Origin of the sequence: Mesorhizobium sp. M0633 (assembly GCF_040320645.1) — a bacterium.
Taxonomy (GTDB): Bacteria; Pseudomonadota; Alphaproteobacteria; order Rhizobiales; family Rhizobiaceae; genus Mesorhizobium.
Map to the genome: position 1 here is coordinate 1 of NZ_JAMYQC010000057.1, position 22508 is coordinate 22508.

Sequence of the window (22508 nt, forward strand, 5' to 3'; positions counted from 1 at the left end):
CCACTGCCATGGTGCGCCTGACATCGCCGATCACCAAGGGCTGGATCTGAGAGCCACTTGGTATCACGCCGCAGCGATCGACCAATTGGCGGCCTGCGAGGGCAACGCGTTCATGCAGCTGAACACGCCGCATAGGCTCGTCGGCGAGCATTGCGAGCGCTTCGCGCGCCGCGACCGCCATCAGCGGCGATGGCGCGGTGGCGTAGATGAATGGCCGGCAACGGTTGATCAGATACTCGCACAGTGTCCTCGGCCCGGTCACGAGCCCACCAGATGCGCCGAGCGCCTTGCCGCAGGTGTGGAGCGCGACGATGTTGTCGCGGCCCTCGAAAGCGGCGGCCAGCCCCCGGCCGTCCGGTCCCCAGACGCCGGTGGCATGCGCCTCGTCAATGACGATGAATGCGTCGTGCCGATCGGCAAGCGCGACCAGGCTCTCCAAAGGCGCGCAATCGCCATCCATGCTGTAAAGGCTTTCCACCGCGATCCAGACGCATCCCATGCCGCCTTCGGCGCGCCAACACGTGATCGCATCCTCGACAGCATCGACGTCGTTGTGCGCGGCCAGCTTGAACTCGGCACGTCCGGCCTGTGCCCCCTCATGCATGCTGGCATGGGCGAACTGGTCGAGGATCAAAAGGTCGCCCTTCTGCGGCAGCGCCGTCAGCAGAGCGAAGTTGGCGATGTAGCCGCTGCCGAAGAACAGCGCGCGGTCGGCTCCGAAGAACATCGCCGCGTCTGCCTCGAGCTGCTCGTGTTCCGGCGCATTGCCGCGCAACAGCCGCGACCCGGTGGCGCCAGCCGGCGTGCCACGCGCAATCGCCGCCGCAACCGCTTCGCCAAGTCTTTTGGAGGTGGCAAGCCCGAGATAGTCGTTCGACGAGAAGTCGAGCCCGGCGCGCGGCTTGAGCGTCCGCAGCCGGTCCTTGCGCGCCAGTCCCTGCAAGGTCGCCTCATAGCGGGCAAGCGGTGCCCCGTTCATTGCGCCTCGAGGTCCATCGGCTCGATGCCGAGGCGCCGGAACAGCAGGGTATCCTTGTCCTCGCCGGGATTGTCCGCCGTCAGCAGCGTGTCGCCGACGAAGATCGAGTTGGCGCCGGCAAAAAAGCACAGCGCCTGCATCTCGTCGGTCATGGCCGTGCGGCCGGCGGAAAGACGGATATGCGATTTCGGCATCATGATGCGTGCCAGCGCGATCACGCGCACGAATTCGATCGGCTCGATGGGCTTGGCGTCGGCAAGCGGGGTGCCGGGGATCGGGATCAGCATGTTAATCGGAACGCTTTGCGGATGTTCCGGCAGGTTGGCCAGCGTCACCAGCATGCCGATCCGGTCCACCGGCTCCTCGCCCATGCCGACAATGCCGCCGCAGCAGACATTGATGCCGGATTGGCGAACGTGCTCGAGCGTCTCGAGCCGCTCCGCAAAGCTCCGCGTGCTGATGATCTCGCTATAGTAGCGTTCCGACGTATCGATGTTGTGGTTGTAAAAGTCGAGACCAGCCTGCTTCAGTCGAGCGGCTTGCTCAAGATCGAGCATGCCGAGCGTCATGCAGGTCTCCATGCCCAGCGCCTTGACGCCTTCGACCATCGCCACCACCGCATCCATGTCGCGCGCCTTGGGGTTTCGCCAGGCCGCGCCCATGCAATAGCGGGTTGCGCCGGCGTCACGCGCTTTCTTCGCCTCGACGATGACGCGCCTGACCTCCATCAGCTTCGACGCCTTCAGGCCGGTCTCGTGATGCGCCGACTGGCTACAATAGCCGCAATCCTCCGGGCATCCGCCCGTCTTGATGCTGAGCAGCCGGCTGAGCTGGACCTTGTTTGGATCGAAATTCTGGCGGTGCACGGTTTGCGCGAGGAAGAGGAGATTGTTGAAGGGGGCATCGTGAAGTGCCTGAGCCTTCTCCAGGGTCCACGCTCCAGGGTCAGGGGATTGAGCCTGTGGCGATGTCTGCGTTGGACTGGCTGTTTGCATGTCCATGCTGTTCTCCGGTTCTGCCTTGCTTTGCTGTCTGATTGACGACGATCGGAAAGGACAGTTGATTCGATCCTGTTCGTTCCTCAGGCAATCATGAGTCCCAATAGTCGAGGCCGATATCCAGGATCGGCGCGCTGTGGGTCAGTCGGCCGACTGAAATCAGATCAACGCCGGTCGCGGCAATCGCTCGCGCTGTATCGGATGCGATCCCGCCAGAAGCCTCGGTGATAGCACGGCCGCCAACGATTGCGACGGCGCGGCGAAGATCGGCGAGGGACATGTTGTCGAGCAGAACCGCATCGGGAGCGAAGCCAAGTACCTCCTCCAACTGGGCCAGCGTATCGACCTCGACCTCGATCTTGACGAGATGACCGGCCCGTCTTCGTGCTCGCTCGAGCGCCGGGCGAACGCCGCCTGCGATGGCGATGTGGTTGTCCTTGATCAGAATTGCGTCGTCGAGGCCGAAGCGGTGATTGGATCCGCCACCTGCGCGCACCGCATACTTTTCGACTGCCCGCAATCCGGGCGTCGTCTTGCGCGTGCAGACGATCTTCGCGCCATATCCACGAACCGCAGCGACGATCGATGCCGTTGCTGTAGCGATGCCGCTCAGATGGCACAAAAAATTGAGTGCCGTCCGTTCGGCTGTGAGAATGGCCCGGGCAGGGCCAACCACTGATGCAATGACCTCTCCATCCATGACATTGGAGCCGTCTGCCCGCTCCACCGAGATTTCGATATCAGGATCAATCAAGCGGAAAGCGAGCATCGCCAGATCGAGGCCGGCGACAACTCCGGACTGGCGCGCCGCCAGCACGGTTCCCGCTTGGCGTTCCTTCGGGACGATGGCCTCCGTGGTCAAGTCGCCGGCTCTGCCAAGGTCTTCAAGAAGAGCTGCCCTTACAAGCGGCTCAAGCATGACCGTGGGAAGCGGTGAGAGCGTCATCACTTTGCCCCTTCGAGGCTTGGCGAGTGTCCGAGTTCCCGCGCAGCGGCCAAGGCGGCTTCGAGGGTGATTTCGGACCGTCGGGCGACAGTCGCATGATGAGGAAAGTCTGTCCGGTAATGAGCGCCGCGGCTTTCTTCGCGCAACAGGGCGGCAACCGCGATCATCAGCCCGGCAGCCGCCGGATCCGAGGCCGCGTCCTTGCTATCGGCGAGCGGCAATAAGGCACGTGCGGCTGCTTTTAAACCTTCACCATCCCGGACGATGCCGAGTGCGCGCGACAGGAAAACACGCACCGGAATCGGAGCGGGCGATGGGTAAACGTCCGCAAACGCAGGCTTTGTTCTGCGAGCAGGCGTTCCGGCGACACTTTCAGCGACCCAGCGCGCGCACACGACGGCCTCGGTCAAGGAATTGCTGGCGAGCCTGTTGGCGCCATGCAGTCCTGTCGAAGCGACTTCGCCGCAGGCCCACAGCCCCTTGACGGACGTCCTACCGGAGCAGTCCACGGCAACGCCACCCATGTGGTAGTGTTGGGCCGGACGAATGGGGATGAGATCGCGCGCGGGATTGATGCCGGCTCCACGACAGGCTGATGCGATTGTCGGGAAGTGTCGAGCAAATTCCGGGCCAGGCCGTTGCCGCGCGTCGAGAAAAACACGGTGGCCGTTGGCAAGATGGTTCCAGACGGCGCGCGCCAAGACATCACGAGGCGCAAGTTCCGCCCCTGGCACGCTCTGGAGAAAAGCCTGGCCGGTTTCGTCGATCAGGGCAGCACCTTCGCCGCGGACGGCCTCGCTGATCAGCACCATAGGGCGTTCCGGGCCGTCAAGCGCGGTCGGGTGGAACTGGATGAACTCGAGGTCGGCAAGGACAGCTCCAGCGCGGGCCGCAAGCGCCAGGCCCTGTCCGCAACTGCCCCAAGGATTGGTGGTGTCGAGAAACAGTCCCCCGATCCCACCGGTGGCGAGGACGACCCGCCGTGAGCCGAAGAAGACAGGTCCTGTCGAACCGCTCGCCCAGACGCCTCGGATCGCATTCTCTCGCACCGCCAGCCGGCGCGCTTCCACGCCCTCCACGACAACAATCGACGGAGTGGAACGCACAGCCGCGATCAGGGCACGCATGATCTCACGCCCGGTGCCGTCACCATGCGCATGAACGATGCGACGTCGGCTGTGTGCGGCCTCCAATCCGAGGCACAGTGAACCTTTCGGCGTACGGTCGAAAGGAACCCCAAAGCCCGCAAGCCCCTCTATCGCCTTGGGCGCGGCTTGGAGGATGCGGCTCGCCACGTCTGTGTCGCAGAGACCATCCCCGGCGGCAAGCGTATCGGCCAGGTGCAGTGCTGGATCGTCGTCTTCGCCGAAACTTGCAGCCAGACCACCCTGTGCCCAGGTGCTCGAATTGTCAGCTCCCAGCAGCGTCCTGGACAGAAGAAGCACCGGCTCCGGCGCCAGTTGAAGCGCGGTCATCAGTCCGGCGATGCCGCCGCCGACGATGATGGGCCGCCCGAAGAAGCTGCGGATATCGGCGCTCAAATTGCCAGCATCCGTTCGACCGCAAGCCGCGCGCGCCCGGCGATCCCGGGTTCGATGGTTACGACATGGTGGTTCTGCTCGAGCGCCATGCGGATGTTGGCAAGCGTGATCCGCTTCATGTGCGGGCACAAATTGCAGGGCCGGATGAACTCGACCTCTGGGTGCGCTAACGCGACGTTGTCGCTCATCGAACATTCCGTCATCAGCACGACACGTGCCGGCCTTTGCCTTTCGACATAATCGGACATGGCAGCGGTCGAGCCGGAAAAATCTGCTTCAGCCACGACGTCGGGCGGGCATTCGGGATGCGCGAGCACGATCACGCCGGGATGGCTTTCGCGCAACTCGCGGATGTCGGCCGGTGTAAAGCGCTCATGCACCTCGCAATGCCCTTTCCAGGCGATGATCTGCACATCGGTCTGGGCGGCGATATTCTGGGCCAGATATTCGTCCGGCAACATGATCACCTGGGGAACGCCAAGGGATTGGACGACCGCCTTGGCGTTGCCGGATGTACAGCAGATATCCGACTCGGCTTTCACTTCGGCCGACGTGTTGACATAAGTGATGATCGGCACGCCGGGATAACGCTGGCGCATCAAGCGCACGTCTTCTGCCGTGATCGATTCCGCCAACGAACAGCCTGCCCGCAGGTCGGGAATGAGCACCGTCTTTTGCGGATTGAGCAGCTTGGCCGTTTCGGCCATGAAATGTACGCCGGCCAGCACGATGACTTGCGCCTCAATCGTCGCAGCCTTGCGGGCCAGTGCCAAACTGTCGCCGACGATGTCGGCCACGCAATGGAAGATCTCGGGCGTCTGATAGTTGTGCGCCAGGATGATGGCGTTGCGCTCGCGCTTCAATGCAAGGATCGCCTCGATATCCTCGACGAAAGCCGGCCATTCGATCGGCGGGATCACTCGTCGGACGCGCTCGTAGAGAAACGCGGCCGTCGGCAGCATGGCGCTCATCGACCCCTCCAGCTTATACTCTAGTTGAAAATAACCAGCATATACTTGCTGTGAGTATAAGGGATGTCAACCCCGCGCCAGCGGCAATTTTGTCCCGGCGATGACCCTCTCGTCGAGAGCGGCGTGGCGGAACCGGTAAAGCTTCGCTGGCCGGCCGCCGGTCTCCGTGGTGGCCTCTCCGGTCTCTTCGACCAGCTCCTGCTGCTCGATCAGGCGGCGAAAGTTCGGCTTGTGGATGAGCCTGCCGGCGAGCGCCTCCACGGTTCGCTGCAGCTGCAAAAGCGTGAAGACCGGCGGCATCAGCTCAAAGACGACCGGCCGGTATTTGATCTTGGAGCGCAGCCGCGCAATGCCGGTCGCCACGATGCGGCGATGATCGGCGACCATAGACTTGCTGGGCACCAGCGGAGGCGGCGTCGCGTCCCGTCCGCTTCCGGCCTCTTGGACCAGGCCTGCTTCGTAGACCAACTCATAGCGTTGAAGCGTGAGTTCCTCGTTCCAAAAGCGGTCGTCGAAGCCGAAGGCTATCGTCGCCCGCTGCCAGCGTTCACGTCGCGCGGCCGCGTCGCTGACGCCGTCTGCCCATTCAATCAGGCGCGGTCGCAGAACGTCCAGCACGACCGGAGGCGTGCCCGAGCGGTGGTCCTCCCATGGAAAATATTCATACCAGCTCTGCCAGCCGCACTTGGGCGAGCCAGCTGCCTGTTCCTTGCGGGTCAATGCGAGATAGCTGATGGAGATGACGCGCTGCTGGCGCTCGGCGCCGATGCGATCCCGATCCGCGAAGGTGTAGAGTTGCTCAATATACCCCAGCGGATGGCCGGTCTGCTGCTCGACCCACCCCCTCAAACCTGATTGCAGCGATCGGTGCTCAAGCGCAAATGGTCCGGAGGGCAGGGTGTCCGCCTGGCCGATGGTGAGGACACAGGGTTCACTGTCGTTTACGGCGACGACAAAGGCGATCAGGTCCACTTTGACTTCGTCGGCCTTGACGGCGGCTCTGTCTTTCCTGGGTCCTTTTGCCTGATCGTCCATGTTCGCGAAAGTGGTTGGCCAGCTCGGGGGCGCCTGAATCGATTTAAGTGTAAGCGCGCCTGTCCGCACGTCAACACCGCACAGCTGCACGGCCATTTTTAGCTCTTCGCACTTGCACAAAAATGTGGCAAACGCGACACCCGCGGTTGGTAACGTTGGGGAAGGAGGGTCCATTGAGTGCGTTTGGTGACACCAAGGCGGTCACACCGCCGGATATTCGTTCGCGCAAAGGTGGGACGCCGCTCGTCTGCCTTACCGCCTACACGACGCCAGTCGCCCGGCTTGTCGATCCCCATTGCGATGTGGTGCTGGTCGGCGACAGCGTCGGCATGGTTCTCCACGGCCTGCCCTCGACGCTCGGTGTGACGCTGGAGATGATGATCACGCACGGCCAGGCCGTGCGCCGTGGCCTCGAGCAGGCGCTGATGGTCGTCGACCTGCCGTTCGGTTCCTTCGAGGAAAGCCCCGAGCAGGCTTTCCGCAATGCCGCGCGCGTCATGGCCGAGACCGGCTGCGCGGCCGTCAAGCTCGAAGGCGGCGAAACGATGGCAGAGACGATCGGCTTCCTCGCCGCGCGCGGCGTGCCGGTCATGGCCCATGTCGGCTTGACGCCGCAGGCGATCAACACCATCGGTGGCTACCGCGTGCAGGGCAGAGGCGGGGATGCCGAGCGCATCAGGCGCGACGCGCTTGCGGTGAGCGAAGCGGGCGCCTTTGCGGTCGTGCTGGAGAAGGTTCCCGAGGCGCTCGCCCGCCGGATCACCGGGGAGGTGGCGACCCCGACCATTGGCATCGGTGCCTCGGCAGCCTGTGACGGCCAGATTCTCGTCGTCGACGACATGCTGGGCCTCTTCGGCGACTTCCGGCCCAAATTCGTCAAGCGCTATGCTGAACTGGGGGAGGCCGCTGCGGCTGCGATCGCGGCCTATGCGCGGGAAGTGAAGGAGCGCCAGTTTCCGGCCGCCGAGCACGTGTTTGCCGATGCGCGCAAGCCCGCCGACGCGGACGCCACCAAGAGCGGAGAAGCAGCGTGAGCGTGCCGATTGTCAGGAGCGTTCCCCAGCTTCGCCAAATCATCGCCGCATGGCGCCGCGAGGGCGTGAGGATTGCCGTGGTGCCAACGATGGGCGTCCTGCATGAGGGCCATCTCAGCCTGGTGCGCGCGGCACTCGAGAAGGCCGATCGGGTGATCGTGACGCTCTTCGTCAACCCGAAGCAATTCGATAGCCAGGCCGATCTCGCCGCGTATCCGAGCACCGAGGACGAGGATGCCGCCAAGCTGGCACCGCTTGGCGCGCACCTGCTTTATGCGCCGGATGCAGAGGAGATGTATCCGGCGGCCTTCGCCACGACCGTTTCGGTGTCCGGTGTCAGCGAGGGCCTGTGCGGTGCCTTCCGGCCGGGACATTTCGATGGCGTGGCGACCGTCGTCGCCAAGCTCTTCCTGCAGACCAGCGCTGACTTCGGCTTCTTTGGCGAAAAGGACTTTCAGCAGCTTCAGCTAGTCAGGCGTATGGCCCGGGACCTGGATATTCCGATCACCATTGTTCCTTGTCCGACAGTCCGCGAAGCCGACGGTCTTGCACTATCATCGCGCAATGTCCGGCTCTCGCCAGCAGAGCGTGCTGTTGCCCCCGAGCTACCATCGGTCTTGCTCGAGACGGCTGAGCGGCTTGCCCGCGGCTCGCCCGTCCTGCCAACGCTTGCCGAAGCGCGCGCAGCAATTCTGGCTGCGGGCTATCGCGAGGTCGAATACCTGGAACTTCGCGACGAGGCAGATCTGCGACCCATGACAAGCCTTGACCGACCTGCACGCTTGCTTGTCGCGGCCTGGCTCGGCGGCACACGGCTCATAGACAACGTCAGAATATCAGGGGTTTTAACAGGTTAACGGGGTTCTCGGCACGCGCTGTATCCGTCCGGGATCGTTTAAAACAAGGTCTCTGCCTGGCATCGAGCGATCACGGAGGTTACGCAAAGCGCAAATGCATCGCGTGTTTGAGAACTTCGTCGAGCAACTGTCTGCAAGTGTTGATGCTGCCGATCTCCGTGAGGCAATGGCATCCGCTGCAGCCGGCTTCGATTTTCCGCTATTCGCCTATTTCACTTACCCGTCGGCCTCCGGCGACGCCCCGCAATTGATCTCAAACTATCCTTCATCCTGGACATCACGTTATCTGCAACAGCGGTACCACAGTCTTGATCCGGTCATCCTGCGCGGGCTGCAAGGCTGGGATACCTTCGATTGGGGTGTGGATCGCGCTCGGCACTGTCTGCCGAATTCGCAGCAACAAATTCTGGAGAGTGCGGCTGAGTTTGGCATCCGCGGCGGCCTGACGATGTCCATGCATGATCATCGCGGCCGGTTTGCTGCCCTGACCTTTGCTTCCGACGAGTCCCGTCCGCCTCTGTTGCGGTCACTGACACGTTACGAAAAAGCATTGCAGCTGGTGGCCATCAACTTTCATATCCATGTCCGGCGCAGGCTCGCCGACGATCGCGTGGTGGATGGTGTAACGCTCACCCCGCGGGAGTTCGAGTGCCTGAAATGGGCGGCGCGCGGCAAGTCGGCTTGGGTTATCAGCCAGCTTCTCGGCGTCTCAAAGCGCACCGTGACCTTTCATCTGGAAAACGCCAAGGCAAAGCTTGGTGTTCGAACGATCAACCAGGCCGTTGCACGACTGGTTGCCTCCGGCCAGGCGAGATCCTGATTCTTCTGCCACGATAGCTGTAAACCTCTACAGGCTGCATCGTTGCCAGCTTTGCCCTTCGATGGCGGGAACACATCCCGCACGGAGGCGACCATGATGCAGCTGATAACACCAGACCTTTACAACGAGTTCGCAAGCGAGCTCAAAGAGATGCACGGGCTCAGGTTTCGGGTGTTCAAGGAAAGGCTCGATTGGGAAGTTGATACCGAAGACCAGATGGAAAAAGACCCGTTTGATGGTCTGAAGCCTGTCTATCTGCTCCTCAAGGGATCCGACTGGCGAATTCGCGGTTGCGTGCGTCTTTTGCCCAGCACCGGACCCACAATGTTGCGCGACACGTTCCCGGTGCTGCTGGGTGCTGACGTCATGCCCTCGACTGCCGACATATGGGAGAGCAGTCGTTTCGCGCTCGATCTCCCTCCGTCGGCGCCCAAGGCAGCGGGCGGGCTGGCCCAGGCAACCTACGAGCTCTTCGCGGGCATGATCGAGTTCGGCTTGGCCAAGGATCTGACCCGGATAGTAACGGTGACGGATACGCGCATGGAACGGATCCTTCGCCTCGCGACGTGGCCATTGTCGCGCATCGGACAACCCAAGTCCGTCGGCAAAACGGAGGCGGTGGCCGGGTTTCTCGAGATTTCCCGCGCGAGCCTTTTGCGCATCCGCAGCAGGGGACGTCTGAGCGGACCGGTACTGTGGCAACCGGTTCTAGGCCCGTCGGCATTGTGGACACCTGAGCCGTGAAGGATGCTGGTCTGCCCAAGGAAGCGACGGTCGGTCTTGAATGCTGGCCGGACTGGCGTCGTCACGAAGCTTACCACTACGCCAGACGATTGCCGCGCACTGCCTGGGCCTGGGAGTTTCTTCGGCGCAATCCACAATTCCAGCGCGACCACGCCAAAATGGCACCGTCCGCCTGCATTGTCGGAGCCCAGGCCGACATGAAGATAATCGAGTTGACGACAGGATCATCTTTCCTAAGACAATGGAGCCTCCTTTTTCGCGGACGCGCCACAGTCGGACGCTACGTCGGCAAGGGTCTTTTGGGATCCGCGCGACTGCGCCCGTATCCTACGAGCGGCCGCGGAGCCGGTTGGGCTCGACCACGATTTTGAACCGCTTGATCTTTCTTCGCTCTCATGCTGCAAGGACATCCTGCTGACACCTGCCGGCGTGCAGCACGTGCTGCTGAGGGAGGACTGCCGGAGTCTGCAGATCGCCCTTTCCGGTGCATCCGTTCTCCGCCCGTTGCGGCTATATGTCGACGCGATCGTGCAGCCGCAGCACCTGAAGTTCCATGTCGCTGCCCTTCAGTTCCTGAACGACATCAATGGTTGCGGCCGCCTGGCAGCTGCTTGCTTTCCGCCGGAGCCCCGCGGAGCGCGTCTGCGTCTCGTGCTCCAGGCTTTGGATGGCTCGCTTGCGGGAGCATCTCATCAGGAGATCGCCATTGCCCTGTTCGGGAGACGCCGTGTCGAAGAAGATTGGTCTCATCCAGGTAGCCATCTTCGCGATCAGGTGCGTCGCGCCATCCAACGTGGCCGCTACCTGATGGGCGGCGGCTATAGACAATTCCTGATGTAATTCGGGTGACAGCTTAGTGATTGTCTTATTCGAAAACGCGCAGGATCGTCGAGCTTCCGCTGCCACTTCCCGCATTCGCCGAGGCGGTCAATGATCCGCCCTTCATTATCCGGCAAGCATCTGGATGCGAGAGATAATGTTGCCGGAGGCATCTCTCATGGCTTCTACACCTGCCTGAACGCCAGAACCGCGTTCGTGCCGCCAAAGGCGAAGGAGTTGCTCAGTGCCACGCGCACCTTGCGCTCGCGTGCCACATTGGGCGTGACGTCGAGATCGCAATCGGGGTCCAGCTCACGATAATTGGCAGTCGGCGGCACGACGCTCTCGCGGATAGCCATCACGCAGGCGATCAACTCGAGCGCGCCGGACGCGCCGAGGCAATGCGCGTGCATGGACTTGGTAGAAGAAATGGACATTGAGAAGGCGTGCTGACCGAAGACGCGCTTGATCGCCGCCGTCTCGATCTGGTCGTTGGCCTTGGTGCCGGTGCCGTGCGCGTTGAGATAGTCGACATCCTCGGCGTCCAGCCTGGCATCGGCAAGGCAGGCCCGCATTGCTGCCTCCGGCCCCTCGACGGTCGGCGCGACGATATCGGACGCATCGGCGGAAAGGCCGGCACCGGCAATTTCGGCAAGGATGGTGGCGCCCCGAGCCAGGGCATGCTCGTAGCTTTCCAGCACCGCCATGCCGGCGCCTTCACCAAGCGACAGGCCCTGGCGATCGGCCGAGAATGGCCGGCAAGTATCGGGCGAAAGCACGCGGATCGCTTCCCATGCCTTCAGCACACCCCATATGAGCGGCGCTTCGCTGCCGCCGGCAAGCATCACGTCGGCCCGGCCGAGCCTGATCTGGTCCACCGCGCAGGCAATCGCATGGTTTGCCGAGGAACAGGCAGACGTGACGCCGAAGACCGGCCCGCGCAGGCCGAGACTCATGCTGACCTGGCCGGCAGCGGCACCCGGCATCGCCTTGGGTACAGTCAAGAGAGCGGCACGCTTACCGCCCAGAAGGATGGCGCGGTAGGTTTGCTCGATCGCATCCCACCCGCAGCCGCCAACGCCCACCGTCGCACCGAAGCGATAGCTATTTCCCTCTTTGGAGGAAAGTCCGGCCTGACGCATGGCTTCGCGCGCCGCAAGCACAGCGAGCAGGCTGAAGCGGTCCATGGAGATGAGTTGCTTGCCGTCGATGTCATGCTCCGGCAGCGCCTTGATCTCGGCACCGATCCTGACCCTCAATTCATGGAGCTCGGAGTTGACGATTGGGCCGATGGCGGAGCGGCCTTCTCGCATCTCTCTCCAAATGGCGGCGGCGTTGGTCCCAAGCCCGCAAATCCCGCCAATCCCAGTAATCACGACGCGCCTGTCCATTCACACCCCCTTAGCGAGCAAGCTGCGCACGGCTTCCACCATGTCCCCAACATTCTGGAGATCCGACCATGCCTCGGCCGTATTCATCTCGATCTCGATGCCGTAGGCCTGCTCCAGGTCCCAGAGAACGTCCGCCAATCCCAGTGAATCGATACCGAGCGAAGTCAGTCGCGTGGCAGCCGTTATCTCGCCGCCCGTGGCAGGCGCTATGCCGCCCTCCGACGCGGCGCGCTTCTTGATCATGGCGATTATTTCGTTGGCGAGTTGATCTGCCATCTTGTTCCTTTCCAGCTTGCGTTTTCGGCGTCGTTCAAAACCCGAGTCGCGTCGCGTTGCCAAAATTGCCCCTCATAGAGCCTGTGCGACCGACCAAGCCCAATGCCCATAGGAACCGGACGAGTTCCGGCTTCTGCGGCGTCAGCCCGATGAGGAAGAAAAGTCGCCGGCCTCCCGCTTTTGCGCCAGCACATCAAGAATCTGCGTGTAAATGGATAGGAACCGTCGTCAAACGTCAGCTAAACGCTGCGATGGTGGGTGCTGTCAGCGTATTCACTCGGCACCTCATATGTAATCGAGATGTTTCATAGCTCCGGAGCATTGCGATCAACTATTGTACCGGTCCACCATTCGTCGGAGAGTTCGACATGATCGGAGCGCTGCCTCTCATTCCCAGTACAATCTCCAGCGCACGCGACAGATTTCCTCTTTCGGGCTCTTCTCAAGGGACTCGCCACGCGATAGAGGCAGTGATCGGCGCACGTTAGGTCCTGCCAAGTCCATGCGACATTCCGGAAAATTGGTAAAATCGTTTGTTTCAATCAAATGCATCCACGCTATTGATAGCTAAGACATGCGTTTCAAGGGCTCGATCTGAATCTTCTCGTCGTTCTCGACGCGCTGCTGAGCGAGCGCGGCCTCACGGCGGCGGCACGCCGCATCAACCTAACCAAATTCATGGGGGTTGGTGGATGTGGCGCAAGCCATTGAAATGACGTAGGATTTGGTTGCTTAAGCCGATCCGAACCATTTCCCGGAGACCACACCCACCATGAACGATCTTGCGCTGCCGCTGAGCGGTTTGTCATCAGTCGGCGGCAAGTCCGTCGTCGCCCGTTTCGACGGCGGCATGCTGTCGTCCAACAGCGGCGTTCTGGCCTTAGCCGAGGTGGAAAAGCGGTTGCGGGTGGCCGAGCGTCTGGCGCGTTGCATCGACGATCCGCGCTGCCCGGACCAGGTCGTCTACAGCCTGGCGGACATGATCGGCTTTCGCATGAAGATGATCGCCGCCGGCTACGAGGACGGCAACGACGCCAACCGGCTGCGCCGCGATCCGGTCTTCAAGATGGCCCAGGATGCGCTGCCGTCGGGTCGGGATCTGGCGTCGCAATCGACGCTGTGCCGGCTGGAGAACCTACCCGGCGTGCGGGAGCTGGTCGCGATGGGACGGGCGATGGTCGATCTCTATTGCGCCTCGTTCCGGCAGGTGCCGAAGCGGATCGTACTCGACATTGACGACACCTTCGACGCTGTGCACGGAGGCCAACAGCTTCGCCTGTTCAATGCCCACCATGACGAGTACGGCTTCCAGGCGATCGTCGTGTTCGATGGTGCGGGACGGTTCGTCAGCGCGATCCTGCGACCGGCCAAGCGGCCGAGTGGGGCTGAGATCCGCCCCCACCTGCGCCGTCTGGTGCGGGCGATCCGGATCAAATGGCCGAACATTCGAATCCTGCTCCGCGGCGATAGCCATTATTGCAACCCGCAGGTCATCGACTGGTGCCGCGCCAACGACGTCGACTTCATCTTTGGCCTCGCGCCCACCACGACCCTGCGCAAGCATGTCGCGGATCTGGAGGCCAGCACGACGGCGCGCTTCGAAGCGTCGGCCAAGACAGGCAAGGTCCGCAGGTTCAAGGAGTTCGTTGACGGCCCCGCTAGTTGGAGCCGCGTCGGGCGCATCATCGCGCGGGTCGAGGTCGGCGCCCAAGGTGGCGATATCCGCTTCGTCGTCACCAACCTTGCCGGTGGGAAGGCCAAGGCGCTCTACGAGGATGTCTACTGCCGGCGCGGCGCGGCCGAGAACCACATCAAGTCGTGGAAGACGCATCTTGCCGCCGACCGCACATCCTGCACCAGAGCGACGGCCAACCAGTTCCGGCTATTCCTGCATGCCGGCGCCTACTGGATGATGTGGAGCCTGCGCGCCGCGATGCCGAAGCGTTCCAGCTTTGCCGTCGCCCAATTCGACACGCTGCGATTGCGCCTCATCAAAATCGCTGCGCGGGTGGTCGAGATGAAATCGCAAATCCGCCTGCACCTGCCGACATCGTGCCCCGACCAGCGCATCCTGCGCATCCTCCTCGATCGCATCCCCCAACTCGCGACATAACGATGGGGCAGACGCCCCGAAACGAACCCGTCGACCGCAACCTGCAAACCCCCGCCTGCCATCACGACGGAGCAATCCCGGCGCCTGACGAGGCGCGTGGAAAAGCACCGCAACGGCGACCACAACGTCGCTTCAGGCCGTCAAAAGCTTATCGCCGTGCATCAAGGCGGCTAGTTCTTCCGCTGCGGGAATCGGGTTTGAGTAAGACGGACGAAGCACTGAGAACCAACGCTTTCGTGATAGTGCATTCATGCCCCGAGAATCCTGTTGACCGTTACGAACCCCAAGAAAGCCGGCGCTGAGTGAAACGGTCGCTGAACGTGCTCTGTGGCGTGCGCCGCCTGACTCTCGGTTTCGGCCATGCCGACTAACAGCGTATTGATAGGCCATCGCGGGCTAAGCTCTACCGGCGAAAGCCGCGTCAACAGCGGCAGGCAATCAGAAACTGGATCGGCGGCGACGATGATTATGATCAACGTGACGAACACGTGAATCATGCCGACGGCGCCGACGCTGCCGATGATGATGATGCCGATCATGCGTCGCTGATGCTGCCTAACTACAGTGCTTGTGATCATGCCGATCACCGCGTGATCACGAGCGGCGGCACTTCGTGTCAGGTGCGTAGCCGGGATGGTCGCGCATGGCCGATTGTTCCTTCGTGCCGCGGGGTGTGGGCTTGCGTTCGGTCATGAAGGCGTCAGGCGCAACGAGAAGTTTAGATCAGGGGCTCATCCATGGGCTGGATGATAGTTATCCCTACAATCAATTGTACCAATATTCCCGAATACTACTACAAGATCCCCAATGAAAGCGGCCGGATGGGTATCCGTCTCGCGTGGGCTGAAGCTGCCGGCAACAATGGGAAGACGAACATGTGCGGGATTGTTGGCATCATTGGGCAACAGCCGGTGTCGGATCGGTTGGTCGACGCATTGAAGCGTTTGGAATATCGCGGCTATGATTCCGCCGGCGTTGCGACGATCACCGAAGGTGCCTTGCACCGCCGGCGCGCCGAGGGCAAGCTCGTCAATCTAGAGAGGAGACTGAAGGAAGAGCCGCTGAGCGGCAACATCGGCATCGGCCATACGCGTTGGGCAACCCATGGGGCCTCGACGGAACGCAATGCGCACCCGCACTTTACCGACGGTGTCGCCGTCGTCCATAACGGGATCATCGAGAATTTCACCGAGCTGAAGGACGAATTGGCGGCGGCTGGCGCCGAGTTCCAGACCGACACCGACACCGAGGTCGTCGCGCATCTCTTGGCAAGACACCGCCGGGAGGGCATGAGGCGGCAAGAGGCGATGCGTGCCATGCTGAAACGCGTCAGGGGCGCCTATGCGCTTGCCGTCCTCTTCGAAGATGATCCGTCGACCATCATGGCGGCGCGCAACGGACCACCGCTGGCGATCGGTCACGGCGACGGCGAGATGTTCCTGGGCTCCGACGCGATCGCGCTCGCTCCCTTCACCAATGAAATTACCTATCTCATCGAGGGCGACTGGGCCGTTGTCGGCAATTCGGGCGCCCATATCTTCGATTTCGACGGCCACCCCGTCGAGCGTCCGCGCCATACCTCCACGGCCGCGGCCGATCTGGCCAGCAAGGGCAATCATCGCCACTTCATGGAGAAGGAAATCTGCGAGCAGCCTGAAGTCATAGCCCATGCTCTCCGTCACTATAGCAAGATCATAGAGAATCGCGCCGACATGGTTTCTGGCATCGATTTCGCCAGGATCCCGAGCTTGGCGATCTCGGCCTGCGGGACCGCCTATCTCGCCGGACTGATCGGAAAATACTGGTTCGAGCGCTACGCGCGCCTAACGGTTGAAATCGACGTTGCGTCCGAATTCCGTTACCGCGAGATCCCGTTGTCGCCGCAGTCGGCGGCTCTTTTCATTTCGCAGTCCGGCGAAACCGCCGATACGCTCGCATCGTTGAGGTACTGCAAGGAGCGTGGGCTGAAAATTGGCGCTATCGTCAATGCCTGCGAATCGACCATCGCTCGGGAGGCCGATGCGGTCTTCCCGATCCTTGCCGGACCGGAGATCGGCGTCGCCTCCACCAAGGCGTTTACCTGCCAGCTTGCCGTTCTAGCCGCACTCGCCATCGGCGCCGCCAGAGCCCGCGGGACCGTAACCGAAGACGAGCTGCAGGCGCTCGTCAGGAGCCTCGCCGAAGTGCCGCGCGTCATGGGCCAGGTACTCAACAGCATCCAGCCGGAGATCGAGTTCCTGTCGCGCGAACTATCAAAGTGTCGTGACGTCCTGTATCTCGGCCGTGGCACCAGTTTCCCGCTAGCGATGGAAGGTGCGCTGAAGCTCAAGGAGATTTCCTACATCCATGCCGAGGGCTATGCGGCGGGTGAATTGAAGCACGGTCCGATCGCATTGATAGACGACAACATGCCAGTGATCGTCATCGCGCCCCATGATCGCTTTTTCGACAAGACCGTCTCCAACATGCAGGAAGTGGCTGCCCGTGGAGGGCGGATTATCCTCATCACCGATGAAAAAGGGGCAGCCGCATCGAAACTCGACACTATGCACACGCTCGTGCTGCCGGCTGTCGACGAGATTATCGCGCCGATGATCTTCTCGCTGCCGATACAGCTTCTTGCCTACCACACGGCGCTCTTCATGGGCACAGATGTAGACCAGCCGCGCAATCTCGCAAAATCGGTCACGGTCGAATGATTGCGAACCTTTATAGGTGGCGATGCTCGTCCATCGAAAGCGCTACCCCCTGTCTGGATCCGAAGCCCGGATGAACCAGATGACCATTGTTTGCTGCAATTTCGGGAAACTCGCCGTCGCCGCATCATGACAATCGCCATCCTTTTTTCGGCCGGTCGGGCGATTGTACAGGGCAGCCGGATCGAGCTTGCTCAAGCCGACGTCAGCACAAAAGCGCGCGGCCCTTTCGGCTGTTTCCTCGGGCGCCCCATCCTTTCGGTCTCCGAACACATCGGCGGCTTAAAAAATTTCGTTAACAGCGGTGATCGATGTGTGATTCAAGCACAAGCGCGTCTTTCGCTGCATCGGCGGTGGAAATTGGTCGAAGGTATCAGCGTCCGCGAGGCTGGGTGGACGGTGCCGCGAATAGCCACTGGGCGTCAGGGGGAGTTCGAGTTGCTGTTCAAGAAAGCCATCGGCGAGAGTGAGTCGTGTAGGATCGCAGGTCGAATGCGCTACAGCCGATCAGGCCATCTCAGGGTGGGCAGGTTCTTAGAACTTGATCAGAAGCAGGTGAGCCGCCATATTCCGACCCGGCTGCCAATTTCAAGTGGCCCATTCCATGGATGAGGCCGGTCCGGCCGAATGGACGTCCATTTTATTTGCTGGTGTGCGCCAGGGTCGGGGAGGAAATCTCCCGATTTGTCAGGCGCTCCCATCTTCGTTGGAGATGTTTATGAAGGATTCGCGCATTCCCGAGCCAGTCTTGACGGCTATGTCGCAGGGGACCCACATCATCCGCGCTTATCGTGAGCACCTTGGGTATTCGATCGAGGACCTCGCGGTGGCGTGCGGGCTTGCCGCTGAGGAAATCCAAAACATCGAGCGGGGTGTGAGGTACAACAACGGCTATCGGGATCGGATAGCAAGATCGCTGTCCATACCTGTGGGAATTCTTGAGGCAGAGTCCGACATATCGGACGCCGCCTGATCAGTCGGATAATCTGCAATGGGTGGAAGACCGCTCTTGTGATGTGAAGTTTGCAGCTAATAGTCGTCGCTTGATTCCGTTGGACGCGAATGCCTTCTGGCGCAGTACCGCCAAGAGAATTCTCGCCCACTGTCCGAGTCAGGAACTGCACACGGGCTCGCCGAACAGGAAGTTGGAACGCTTCGTCATGCTGTCTTAGGCGATATAGCCGCCCGGAGTGCTGCGACACGGTGCACGATAGCATCGGCTCGCGACGATGGATTGCTAACGGCAACTCATGCTGGTCGGCAAGGCGATACTGGCTGGAGCATCAATTCGGCCGACGAGAGTGGCCCACCATCCTAGGCAGGATCGGCCGACATGGCCGGCATCGCGAGCCGCTCTGAAAAGAGCACCGCGGGCATCTGCCGGGTTGACTATGGGTGTCGGAACCGCAAAAAGGGGCCGCTCTTTATGAGTGGCGTGCGCCGGCAGTCTAACCCCAGCCCCCCGCCAGGCTGCCGGCGCGCTTCTAGGAACATCGAGGTAGGGCACTACGCTTCCTTGTCCGACTACGCCTCGATCAGATCCCGAGCAGCCAGCCAGTGTTCGACAGTCGCTTGCGCCTCTGCCCGCTGCGGCCTTGTGCTTCCTCAAGCGAGTCAAGCCGATCACCATCGGTGTCGCCACTTCTGGTGCTCACCCACGTGCCATTTGCGATCTCGTGTCGGTGAGAGCACCGCAAGCACCTCCCTAGAGGGCAAGGCGGCTGCGTCGCCCGTGTTGTTACTATTCTTCGCTGTGGTCGGAGTTTTTTCCTTGGCTTCGGAATCGGGAATTCGACTTTGCAAAAAATAGGCCATCGTGGTCGATCGTCACGCCCCCGAGTTCGGCGGCACGATGGGACGACAGCGGCAGCGCAAGCTTCATTTGCGCGAGGGGCTCGTCCCTTCAACTACTTGATGCGTTTGCGCTTTGCGTACCTCCGTGCATGTTGCTCGATGCCAGGCGGAGACCTCCGTCTAAACGATCGCGCACGATGCAACGCCCACGCGTTGATCGCCATCATCGCGGCGATCGCTTTGCCGCGATCGCCGCAGCCTTTTCGAGCACGGCAATCATGCCGGCGGTCGGCAGCGATGCGCATGCAAAAATTCACAGATGCATTCTCGCCAAATGCTAGCTGCCCAGCAAATGTCCGGCATTTCGCAAGGCCCCTAGGAAGAGACTGGCATGGCCGTTGGCATTGATCTTGGCCTGCATCGACAGGGGCATGCTGTGCCAGTTCTCCAAGGGCGCAGTGAAATGTGAGAACGTACCGTTGACGATGCAATGGTGGGTAACAAGGCCCTGTCTGTCCAACGCCAGCACGCCGATCTGGTCGCCCTGATATCGGATGGCTGCGACCCGCTGGACCTCCGCGTCACCGTCGACCCGCACGTCGAAAAGCAGGATGCCGCGGCTCCTGGTGGCTACCTCGGCGGCCTTTTCTGCGAAGCTTAAGGAGAGCGAGCGAACGCTTTCGACCGCCAGCTGTAAAATCATCAAATCCAGTTCATCCACTGCCATAAGGTACCTGCGCGCAACACATGGGTGATAGCAATCGACCACACCGCTTGTTCACAGATGCCGGCTCACGACCGATCATTCAGGGTTTGCCGGTCGGCCACTTGACCGACGGCGTGCTCCGATTCGAACCGATCCTGAAGCGGAAGGTGCGGGCTGTTGATGAAGTTGGGCTTCTGCTCCGAAACCCCATCTTTGACCTAGCAAATCTGCCTTCGAGAAGCGGACGCTTGGCGGAGCGGCGGGCTGTCCATCGAAAGCCTGCGCGAGACCGGCATCGAGCCGATGGCCGTCGCCTCGCTGGCGGTGCTCGTCGGCACCTCGGAAAAGGTCGTCGCGGTGCAGACGATGGCTGAGCTTGCCGAGCGCTTCGATCCGGCGGCGACATCGAAATCCCCGGCCAAATTCGATCCGGACGAGCTCTTCGTGCTCAATCGCACGCTGCTGCACCATATGCCGTTTCCGAGGCGCGCGACCGGCTGATCGTGCTCGGCATTTCCGGCGAACAGGCGGAGCCCTTCTGGCTGGCGGTGCGCGGCAATCTCGACAGGCTGGCCGATGCAGCAATCTGGTGGCGCACACTTCGCGACGGCCCGCAGGAGCAGCCGGACTTTTCCAACCCCGACCGCGAGTTCCTTCGCCAGGCGTTCGACCTTTTGCCGGAAGACCCCTGGAATGGGTCGGTCTGGAAGGAGTGGACCGGCAGGATCAGGGAAGCAACCGGCCGCAAGGGCAAAGCGCTGTTCACGCCGCTCAGGCTGGCGCTTACCGGCCAGCCCTCGGGGCCGGACGTTGCAGATCTGTTGCCGCTGCTGGGTCGGGAAGAAACGTTGTCCCGACGACCCTGACCTTGCGCTGTTCCGGCGGCGGCAAGGTCGTCGGCGAGGGTTTTGCGGCGGGGCGCTCGATGGCTTCGCGATCGAGCCGGCCTTCGGCGGGGTCAGCCTGTTCCGGGCCTGGCGGGTTGCCGGCAATGATCTCGAAATTTCGCGCGGCGTTGCAGCCACAGGCCGGCGGACGCGCGGGCTGCTTGTAGAGATAGGCGGTCGGCAGCTCGCTGTAGGGCCTGCCGGTTACCGACGACGTCATGCCGCCCGAGTCGTCGCCAAAGCCGCGCGCATAAAACACCTGCATCTCGGTGCCGGGGCAACTCGAATGGCAGTTCTTCTGGTCGCGCTCGAAATCGCCCAGCGAGGCGGCGTTCGACATCGGGAAGAAATAGCCGTCGCAGGTGCGCACGCACATGCTGCGGAATTCGCCGTGCGGCTGGCCCATGTCGTCGGCATTATCGAGCATAGTGCGGATGTCGCGCGGACCCACAGCTTGATTGGGCTCTTCAGGCCGGTCGGACGCGCCGGGTCCAATTGCGTCGCTGCCCAAAAGCTGGTCGAGCAAGTTTCCGGTTCCACGGCTGGCGTCGCGGCCCGTTGCCGGCTTTGGCGGCGCCGCATCGTCGCGGCAGCCATTGGCGTCGAGCGAAGCCAATATGCGTGCGCGATTGCGGTGCGAGCCGTCGCCGGCGAGTTCAGCGCGCGTGGCTTGCAAGCCGTCGAGATTGGCTGCCATGCGATCGATGGTGGCGTCGAGTGTGGCGCATGCGTTGGCGTTGCGGCGCGACGGCGAAAAGCCGCAGCCGGCGCTGTCGGATTGGCGGCTTGCCTTTGAAATCTGCTCGCGCTGCCGCACGATCGCACCATCGTATTTCCTGAGCAGGGCCGGCTTGCCGCCACCGCGCGAAGCGGCCGCGAGATCGGCTTCCAGTTGCCGGCAAACACGGGAGGCGGCCTGCGGCTGAGTGACGACAAAGCATGATAACGCCAAGGCGCCGAGCAGCGCCGCGGCATGCGTCAGCTTCTCACCATCCTCAACGCTATCGTCCGGGATCAAAAACCGTGGCAAACAACTTGACAGCCAAGACAGTCGCTCCCCCCGTTTAGTGACGGGGAGAGGGGCGCTCTCGTCACCGATTTCGCCAATCGCAGGCGCTGCAAGAAAAAGGCGCCGACGTTGCGACCAGCCTTTCTCCCCGTCACTATACGGGGAGAAGTGCCCGGCAGGGCGATGAGGGGCTGCGCCGACTTCAACAGTTGATGGTCTCCAACGCAAGTTGGATGCCATCATTTGTCTGAAGCTGTTGCCGAGTAGTACGGCGGCATGCGTCAGCTTCACCTCCCGCCCATCATCCACCCGGAGCTCCGCTTGCCTCGTCCGTTGCGAAGCTACCGCGTTGGCGTTTGACTTTAGGTTACCGCAAATCCGGTCTCAGCCCAAATTAACTATGGCCTGCGCCTTATGGGCCGCTTCGACCACGGCGAGTGCCGTCATGTTGACGACGCCGCGCGACGTGACCGACGGCGTCAATATGTGCGCCGGGCTGTCGGTGCCGAGCAGGATCGGGCCGACATGCAGCGCGTCCATCATCGTGCGCAGCGCGGTCAGCGTGATGTTCGCCGAATCGAGATTGGGGAACACCAGCAGATTGGCTTCGCCCTTCAGCCGCGAATGCGGATAGACGCGCTGGCGCAGCTGCTCCGACAGCGCCGAGTCGGCATGCATCTCGCCGTCGCATTGCAGGTCGGGCGCGATGCGCGCCAGGATCGCCGCCGCCTGCCGCATCTTCATGGCGCTTGGCGAATCGCGGGAGCCGAAATCAGAATGCGACAGTAACGCTGCCTTGGGCTCGATGCCGAAACGCTGAATCTCCTCGGCCGCCAGAACGGTCATTTCCGCAATCTCCTCGGCGGTCGGGTCGACCGAGACATGGGTATCG

The 22508-nt window shown here is 62.0% G+C and carries 22 protein-coding genes and 1 pseudogene; 11 read left to right on the forward strand and 12 right to left on the reverse strand.

The window, feature by feature from the left end:
* The 6 genes from NKI47_RS32915 to NKI47_RS32940 form a co-directional block, all read right to left on the reverse strand.
* Nucleotides 1–979 (reverse strand): 8-amino-7-oxononanoate synthase (locus NKI47_RS32915; RefSeq protein WP_352595622.1); only part of this gene is annotated, 979 nt, incomplete at its 3' end.
* The gene (gene bioB / locus NKI47_RS32920) at nucleotides 976–1974 is read right to left on the reverse strand and encodes a biotin synthase BioB (protein ID WP_352595658.1); all 999 of its coding nucleotides are present in this window, start codon (nucleotides 1972–1974) and stop codon (nucleotides 976–978) included. The genes NKI47_RS32915 and bioB, both read right to left, overlap by 4 nt.
* Before the next feature lie 94 nt (nucleotides 1975–2068).
* The gene (nadC, locus tag NKI47_RS32925; RefSeq protein WP_352595624.1) at nucleotides 2069–2923 is read right to left on the reverse strand and encodes a carboxylating nicotinate-nucleotide diphosphorylase; all 855 of its coding nucleotides are present in this window, start codon (nucleotides 2921–2923) and stop codon (nucleotides 2069–2071) included.
* A complete protein-coding gene (locus NKI47_RS32930) occupies nucleotides 2923–4464 on the reverse strand; it encodes an L-aspartate oxidase (RefSeq protein ID WP_352595626.1) in 1542 nt (513 codons plus the stop codon). The genes nadC and NKI47_RS32930 overlap by 1 nt, the downstream gene beginning before the upstream one ends.
* Nucleotides 4461–5435: a quinolinate synthase NadA gene (gene nadA, locus NKI47_RS32935; RefSeq protein WP_352572092.1), complete on the reverse strand. Its 975-nt coding sequence runs from the start codon at nucleotides 5433–5435 to the stop codon at nucleotides 4461–4463. The genes NKI47_RS32930 and nadA overlap by 4 nt, the downstream gene beginning before the upstream one ends.
* Before the next feature lie 66 nt (nucleotides 5436–5501).
* Nucleotides 5502–6470 (reverse strand): NUDIX hydrolase, encoded by a 969-nt coding sequence (locus tag NKI47_RS32940; RefSeq protein ID WP_352595660.1) that lies wholly within the window; start codon nucleotides 6468–6470, stop codon nucleotides 5502–5504.
* 173 nt (nucleotides 6471–6643) lie between these two features.
* Here NKI47_RS32940 and panB point away from each other — a divergent pair, with 173 nt between their 5' ends.
* From panB to NKI47_RS32970, 6 genes are all read left to right on the forward strand, one after another.
* A complete protein-coding gene (panB, locus tag NKI47_RS32945) occupies nucleotides 6644–7504 on the forward strand; it encodes a 3-methyl-2-oxobutanoate hydroxymethyltransferase (protein ID WP_352595628.1) in 861 nt (286 codons plus the stop codon).
* Nucleotides 7501–8361, forward strand: coding sequence for a pantoate--beta-alanine ligase (panC, locus tag NKI47_RS32950; RefSeq protein ID WP_352595631.1), 861 nt, complete (start codon nucleotides 7501–7503; stop codon nucleotides 8359–8361). The genes panB and panC overlap by 4 nt, the downstream gene beginning before the upstream one ends.
* 94 nt (nucleotides 8362–8455) lie before the next feature.
* Nucleotides 8456–9181 carry a LuxR family transcriptional regulator gene (locus NKI47_RS32955; RefSeq protein ID WP_352595633.1) on the forward strand — a complete coding sequence of 242 codons (726 nt, stop codon included), beginning with the start codon at nucleotides 8456–8458 and terminating at the stop codon, nucleotides 9179–9181.
* 93 nt (nucleotides 9182–9274) lie between these two features.
* A complete protein-coding gene (locus NKI47_RS32960) occupies nucleotides 9275–9925 on the forward strand; it encodes an acyl-homoserine-lactone synthase (protein ID WP_352595636.1) in 651 nt (216 codons plus the stop codon).
* On the forward strand, nucleotides 9922–10296 hold the full coding sequence (locus NKI47_RS32965) for a transcriptional regulator domain-containing protein (protein WP_352572089.1): 375 nt from the start codon (nucleotides 9922–9924) through the stop codon (nucleotides 10294–10296). The genes NKI47_RS32960 and NKI47_RS32965 overlap by 4 nt, the downstream gene beginning before the upstream one ends.
* Before the next feature lie 58 nt (nucleotides 10297–10354).
* Complete coding sequence (locus NKI47_RS32970; RefSeq protein WP_084641649.1) at nucleotides 10355–10765, forward strand: DUF2285 domain-containing protein; 411 nt, start codon at nucleotides 10355–10357, stop codon at nucleotides 10763–10765.
* A 164-nt stretch (nucleotides 10766–10929) separates the two neighbouring features.
* On the opposite strand, the gene NKI47_RS32975 is transcribed toward NKI47_RS32970, so the two are convergent.
* Together NKI47_RS32975 and NKI47_RS32980 are read right to left on the reverse strand one after the other, a co-directional pair.
* The gene (locus NKI47_RS32975) at nucleotides 10930–12135 is read right to left on the reverse strand and encodes a beta-ketoacyl-[acyl-carrier-protein] synthase family protein (protein WP_023679610.1); all 1206 of its coding nucleotides are present in this window, start codon (nucleotides 12133–12135) and stop codon (nucleotides 10930–10932) included.
* Nucleotides 12136–12411, reverse strand: a complete 276-nt coding sequence (locus NKI47_RS32980; protein WP_352595639.1) for an acyl carrier protein — start codon at nucleotides 12409–12411, stop codon at nucleotides 12136–12138.
* 772 nt (nucleotides 12412–13183) lie between these two features.
* Between NKI47_RS32980 and NKI47_RS32985 the strand changes: the two genes are divergently transcribed.
* Nucleotides 13184–14524 (forward strand): IS1380 family transposase, encoded by a 1341-nt coding sequence (locus tag NKI47_RS32985; RefSeq protein WP_352595642.1) that lies wholly within the window; start codon nucleotides 13184–13186, stop codon nucleotides 14522–14524.
* A gap of 248 nt (nucleotides 14525–14772) precedes the next feature.
* Here NKI47_RS32985 and NKI47_RS32990 read toward each other — a convergent pair whose 3' ends face one another.
* Nucleotides 14773–15063: a hypothetical protein gene (locus NKI47_RS32990; protein WP_352572085.1), complete on the reverse strand. Its 291-nt coding sequence runs from the start codon at nucleotides 15061–15063 to the stop codon at nucleotides 14773–14775.
* Between the two features lie 336 nt (nucleotides 15064–15399).
* Here NKI47_RS32990 and glmS point away from each other — a divergent pair, with 336 nt between their 5' ends.
* The 3 genes from glmS (at nucleotide 15400) to NKI47_RS33005 (ending at nucleotide 18193) form a co-directional block, all read left to right on the forward strand.
* Complete coding sequence (glmS, locus tag NKI47_RS32995) at nucleotides 15400–17223, forward strand: glutamine--fructose-6-phosphate transaminase (isomerizing) (protein WP_352595663.1); 1824 nt, start codon at nucleotides 15400–15402, stop codon at nucleotides 17221–17223.
* A 126-nt stretch (nucleotides 17224–17349) separates the two neighbouring features.
* Nucleotides 17350–17832: a hypothetical protein gene (locus tag NKI47_RS33000; RefSeq protein WP_352595645.1), complete on the forward strand. Its 483-nt coding sequence runs from the start codon at nucleotides 17350–17352 to the stop codon at nucleotides 17830–17832.
* Nucleotides 17833–17938: 106 nt separating this feature from the next.
* Nucleotides 17939–18193 (forward strand): helix-turn-helix domain-containing protein, encoded by a 255-nt coding sequence (locus tag NKI47_RS33005; protein ID WP_352595647.1) that lies wholly within the window; start codon nucleotides 17939–17941, stop codon nucleotides 18191–18193.
* A 1158-nt stretch (nucleotides 18194–19351) separates the two neighbouring features.
* On the opposite strand, the gene NKI47_RS33010 is transcribed toward NKI47_RS33005, so the two are convergent.
* On the reverse strand, nucleotides 19352–19741 hold the full coding sequence (locus tag NKI47_RS33010) for a hypothetical protein (protein ID WP_352595649.1): 390 nt from the start codon (nucleotides 19739–19741) through the stop codon (nucleotides 19352–19354).
* 231 nt (nucleotides 19742–19972) lie between these two features.
* Here NKI47_RS33010 and NKI47_RS33015 point away from each other — a divergent pair.
* Nucleotides 19973–20586: pseudogene (locus NKI47_RS33015) on the forward strand (glutamate--tRNA ligase); the annotation flags it as partial.
* Here NKI47_RS33015 and NKI47_RS33020 read toward each other — a convergent pair.
* Nucleotides 20504–21625, reverse strand: coding sequence for a DUF2865 domain-containing protein (locus tag NKI47_RS33020; RefSeq protein ID WP_352595652.1), 1122 nt, complete (start codon nucleotides 21623–21625; stop codon nucleotides 20504–20506). The pseudogene NKI47_RS33015 and the gene NKI47_RS33020 overlap by 83 nt on opposite strands.
* A 375-nt stretch (nucleotides 21626–22000) precedes the next feature.
* The coding region (locus tag NKI47_RS33025) for a phosphate acyltransferase (RefSeq protein ID WP_352595655.1) at nucleotides 22001–22508 on the reverse strand (508 nt) is incomplete at its 5' end.

What these genes read in the sequence shown, in the direction of transcription:
- bioB (WP_352595658.1), bottom strand. Translation starts at nt 1,974, where the DNA reads ATGCAAACAGCCAGTCCAACGCAGACATCGCCACAGGCTCAATCCCCT.
- nadC (WP_352595624.1), bottom strand. Translation starts at nt 2,923, where the DNA reads ATGACGCTCTCACCGCTTCCCACGGTCATGCTTGAGCCGCTTGTAAGG.
- nadA (WP_352572092.1), bottom strand. Translation starts at nt 5,435, where the DNA reads ATGAGCGCCATGCTGCCGACGGCCGCGTTTCTCTACGAGCGCGTCCGA.
- NKI47_RS32940 (WP_352595660.1), bottom strand. Translation starts at nt 6,470, where the DNA reads ATGGACGATCAGGCAAAAGGACCCAGGAAAGACAGAGCCGCCGTCAAG.
- NKI47_RS32955 (WP_352595633.1), top strand. Translation starts at nt 8,456, where the DNA reads ATGCATCGCGTGTTTGAGAACTTCGTCGAGCAACTGTCTGCAAGTGTT.
- NKI47_RS32960 (WP_352595636.1), top strand. Translation starts at nt 9,275, where the DNA reads ATGATGCAGCTGATAACACCAGACCTTTACAACGAGTTCGCAAGCGAG.
- NKI47_RS32975 (WP_023679610.1), bottom strand. Translation starts at nt 12,135, where the DNA reads ATGGACAGGCGCGTCGTGATTACTGGGATTGGCGGGATTTGCGGGCTT.
- NKI47_RS32980 (WP_352595639.1), bottom strand. Translation starts at nt 12,411, where the DNA reads ATGGCAGATCAACTCGCCAACGAAATAATCGCCATGATCAAGAAGCGC.
- NKI47_RS32985 (WP_352595642.1), top strand. Translation starts at nt 13,184, where the DNA reads ATGAACGATCTTGCGCTGCCGCTGAGCGGTTTGTCATCAGTCGGCGGC.
- NKI47_RS32990 (WP_352572085.1), bottom strand. Translation starts at nt 15,063, where the DNA reads ATGATCGGCATCATCATCATCGGCAGCGTCGGCGCCGTCGGCATGATT.
- glmS (WP_352595663.1), top strand. Translation starts at nt 15,400, where the DNA reads ATGTGCGGGATTGTTGGCATCATTGGGCAACAGCCGGTGTCGGATCGG.
- NKI47_RS33000 (WP_352595645.1), top strand. Translation starts at nt 17,350, where the DNA reads ATGACAATCGCCATCCTTTTTTCGGCCGGTCGGGCGATTGTACAGGGC.
- NKI47_RS33005 (WP_352595647.1), top strand. Translation starts at nt 17,939, where the DNA reads ATGAAGGATTCGCGCATTCCCGAGCCAGTCTTGACGGCTATGTCGCAG.
- NKI47_RS33010 (WP_352595649.1), bottom strand. Translation starts at nt 19,741, where the DNA reads ATGGCAGTGGATGAACTGGATTTGATGATTTTACAGCTGGCGGTCGAA.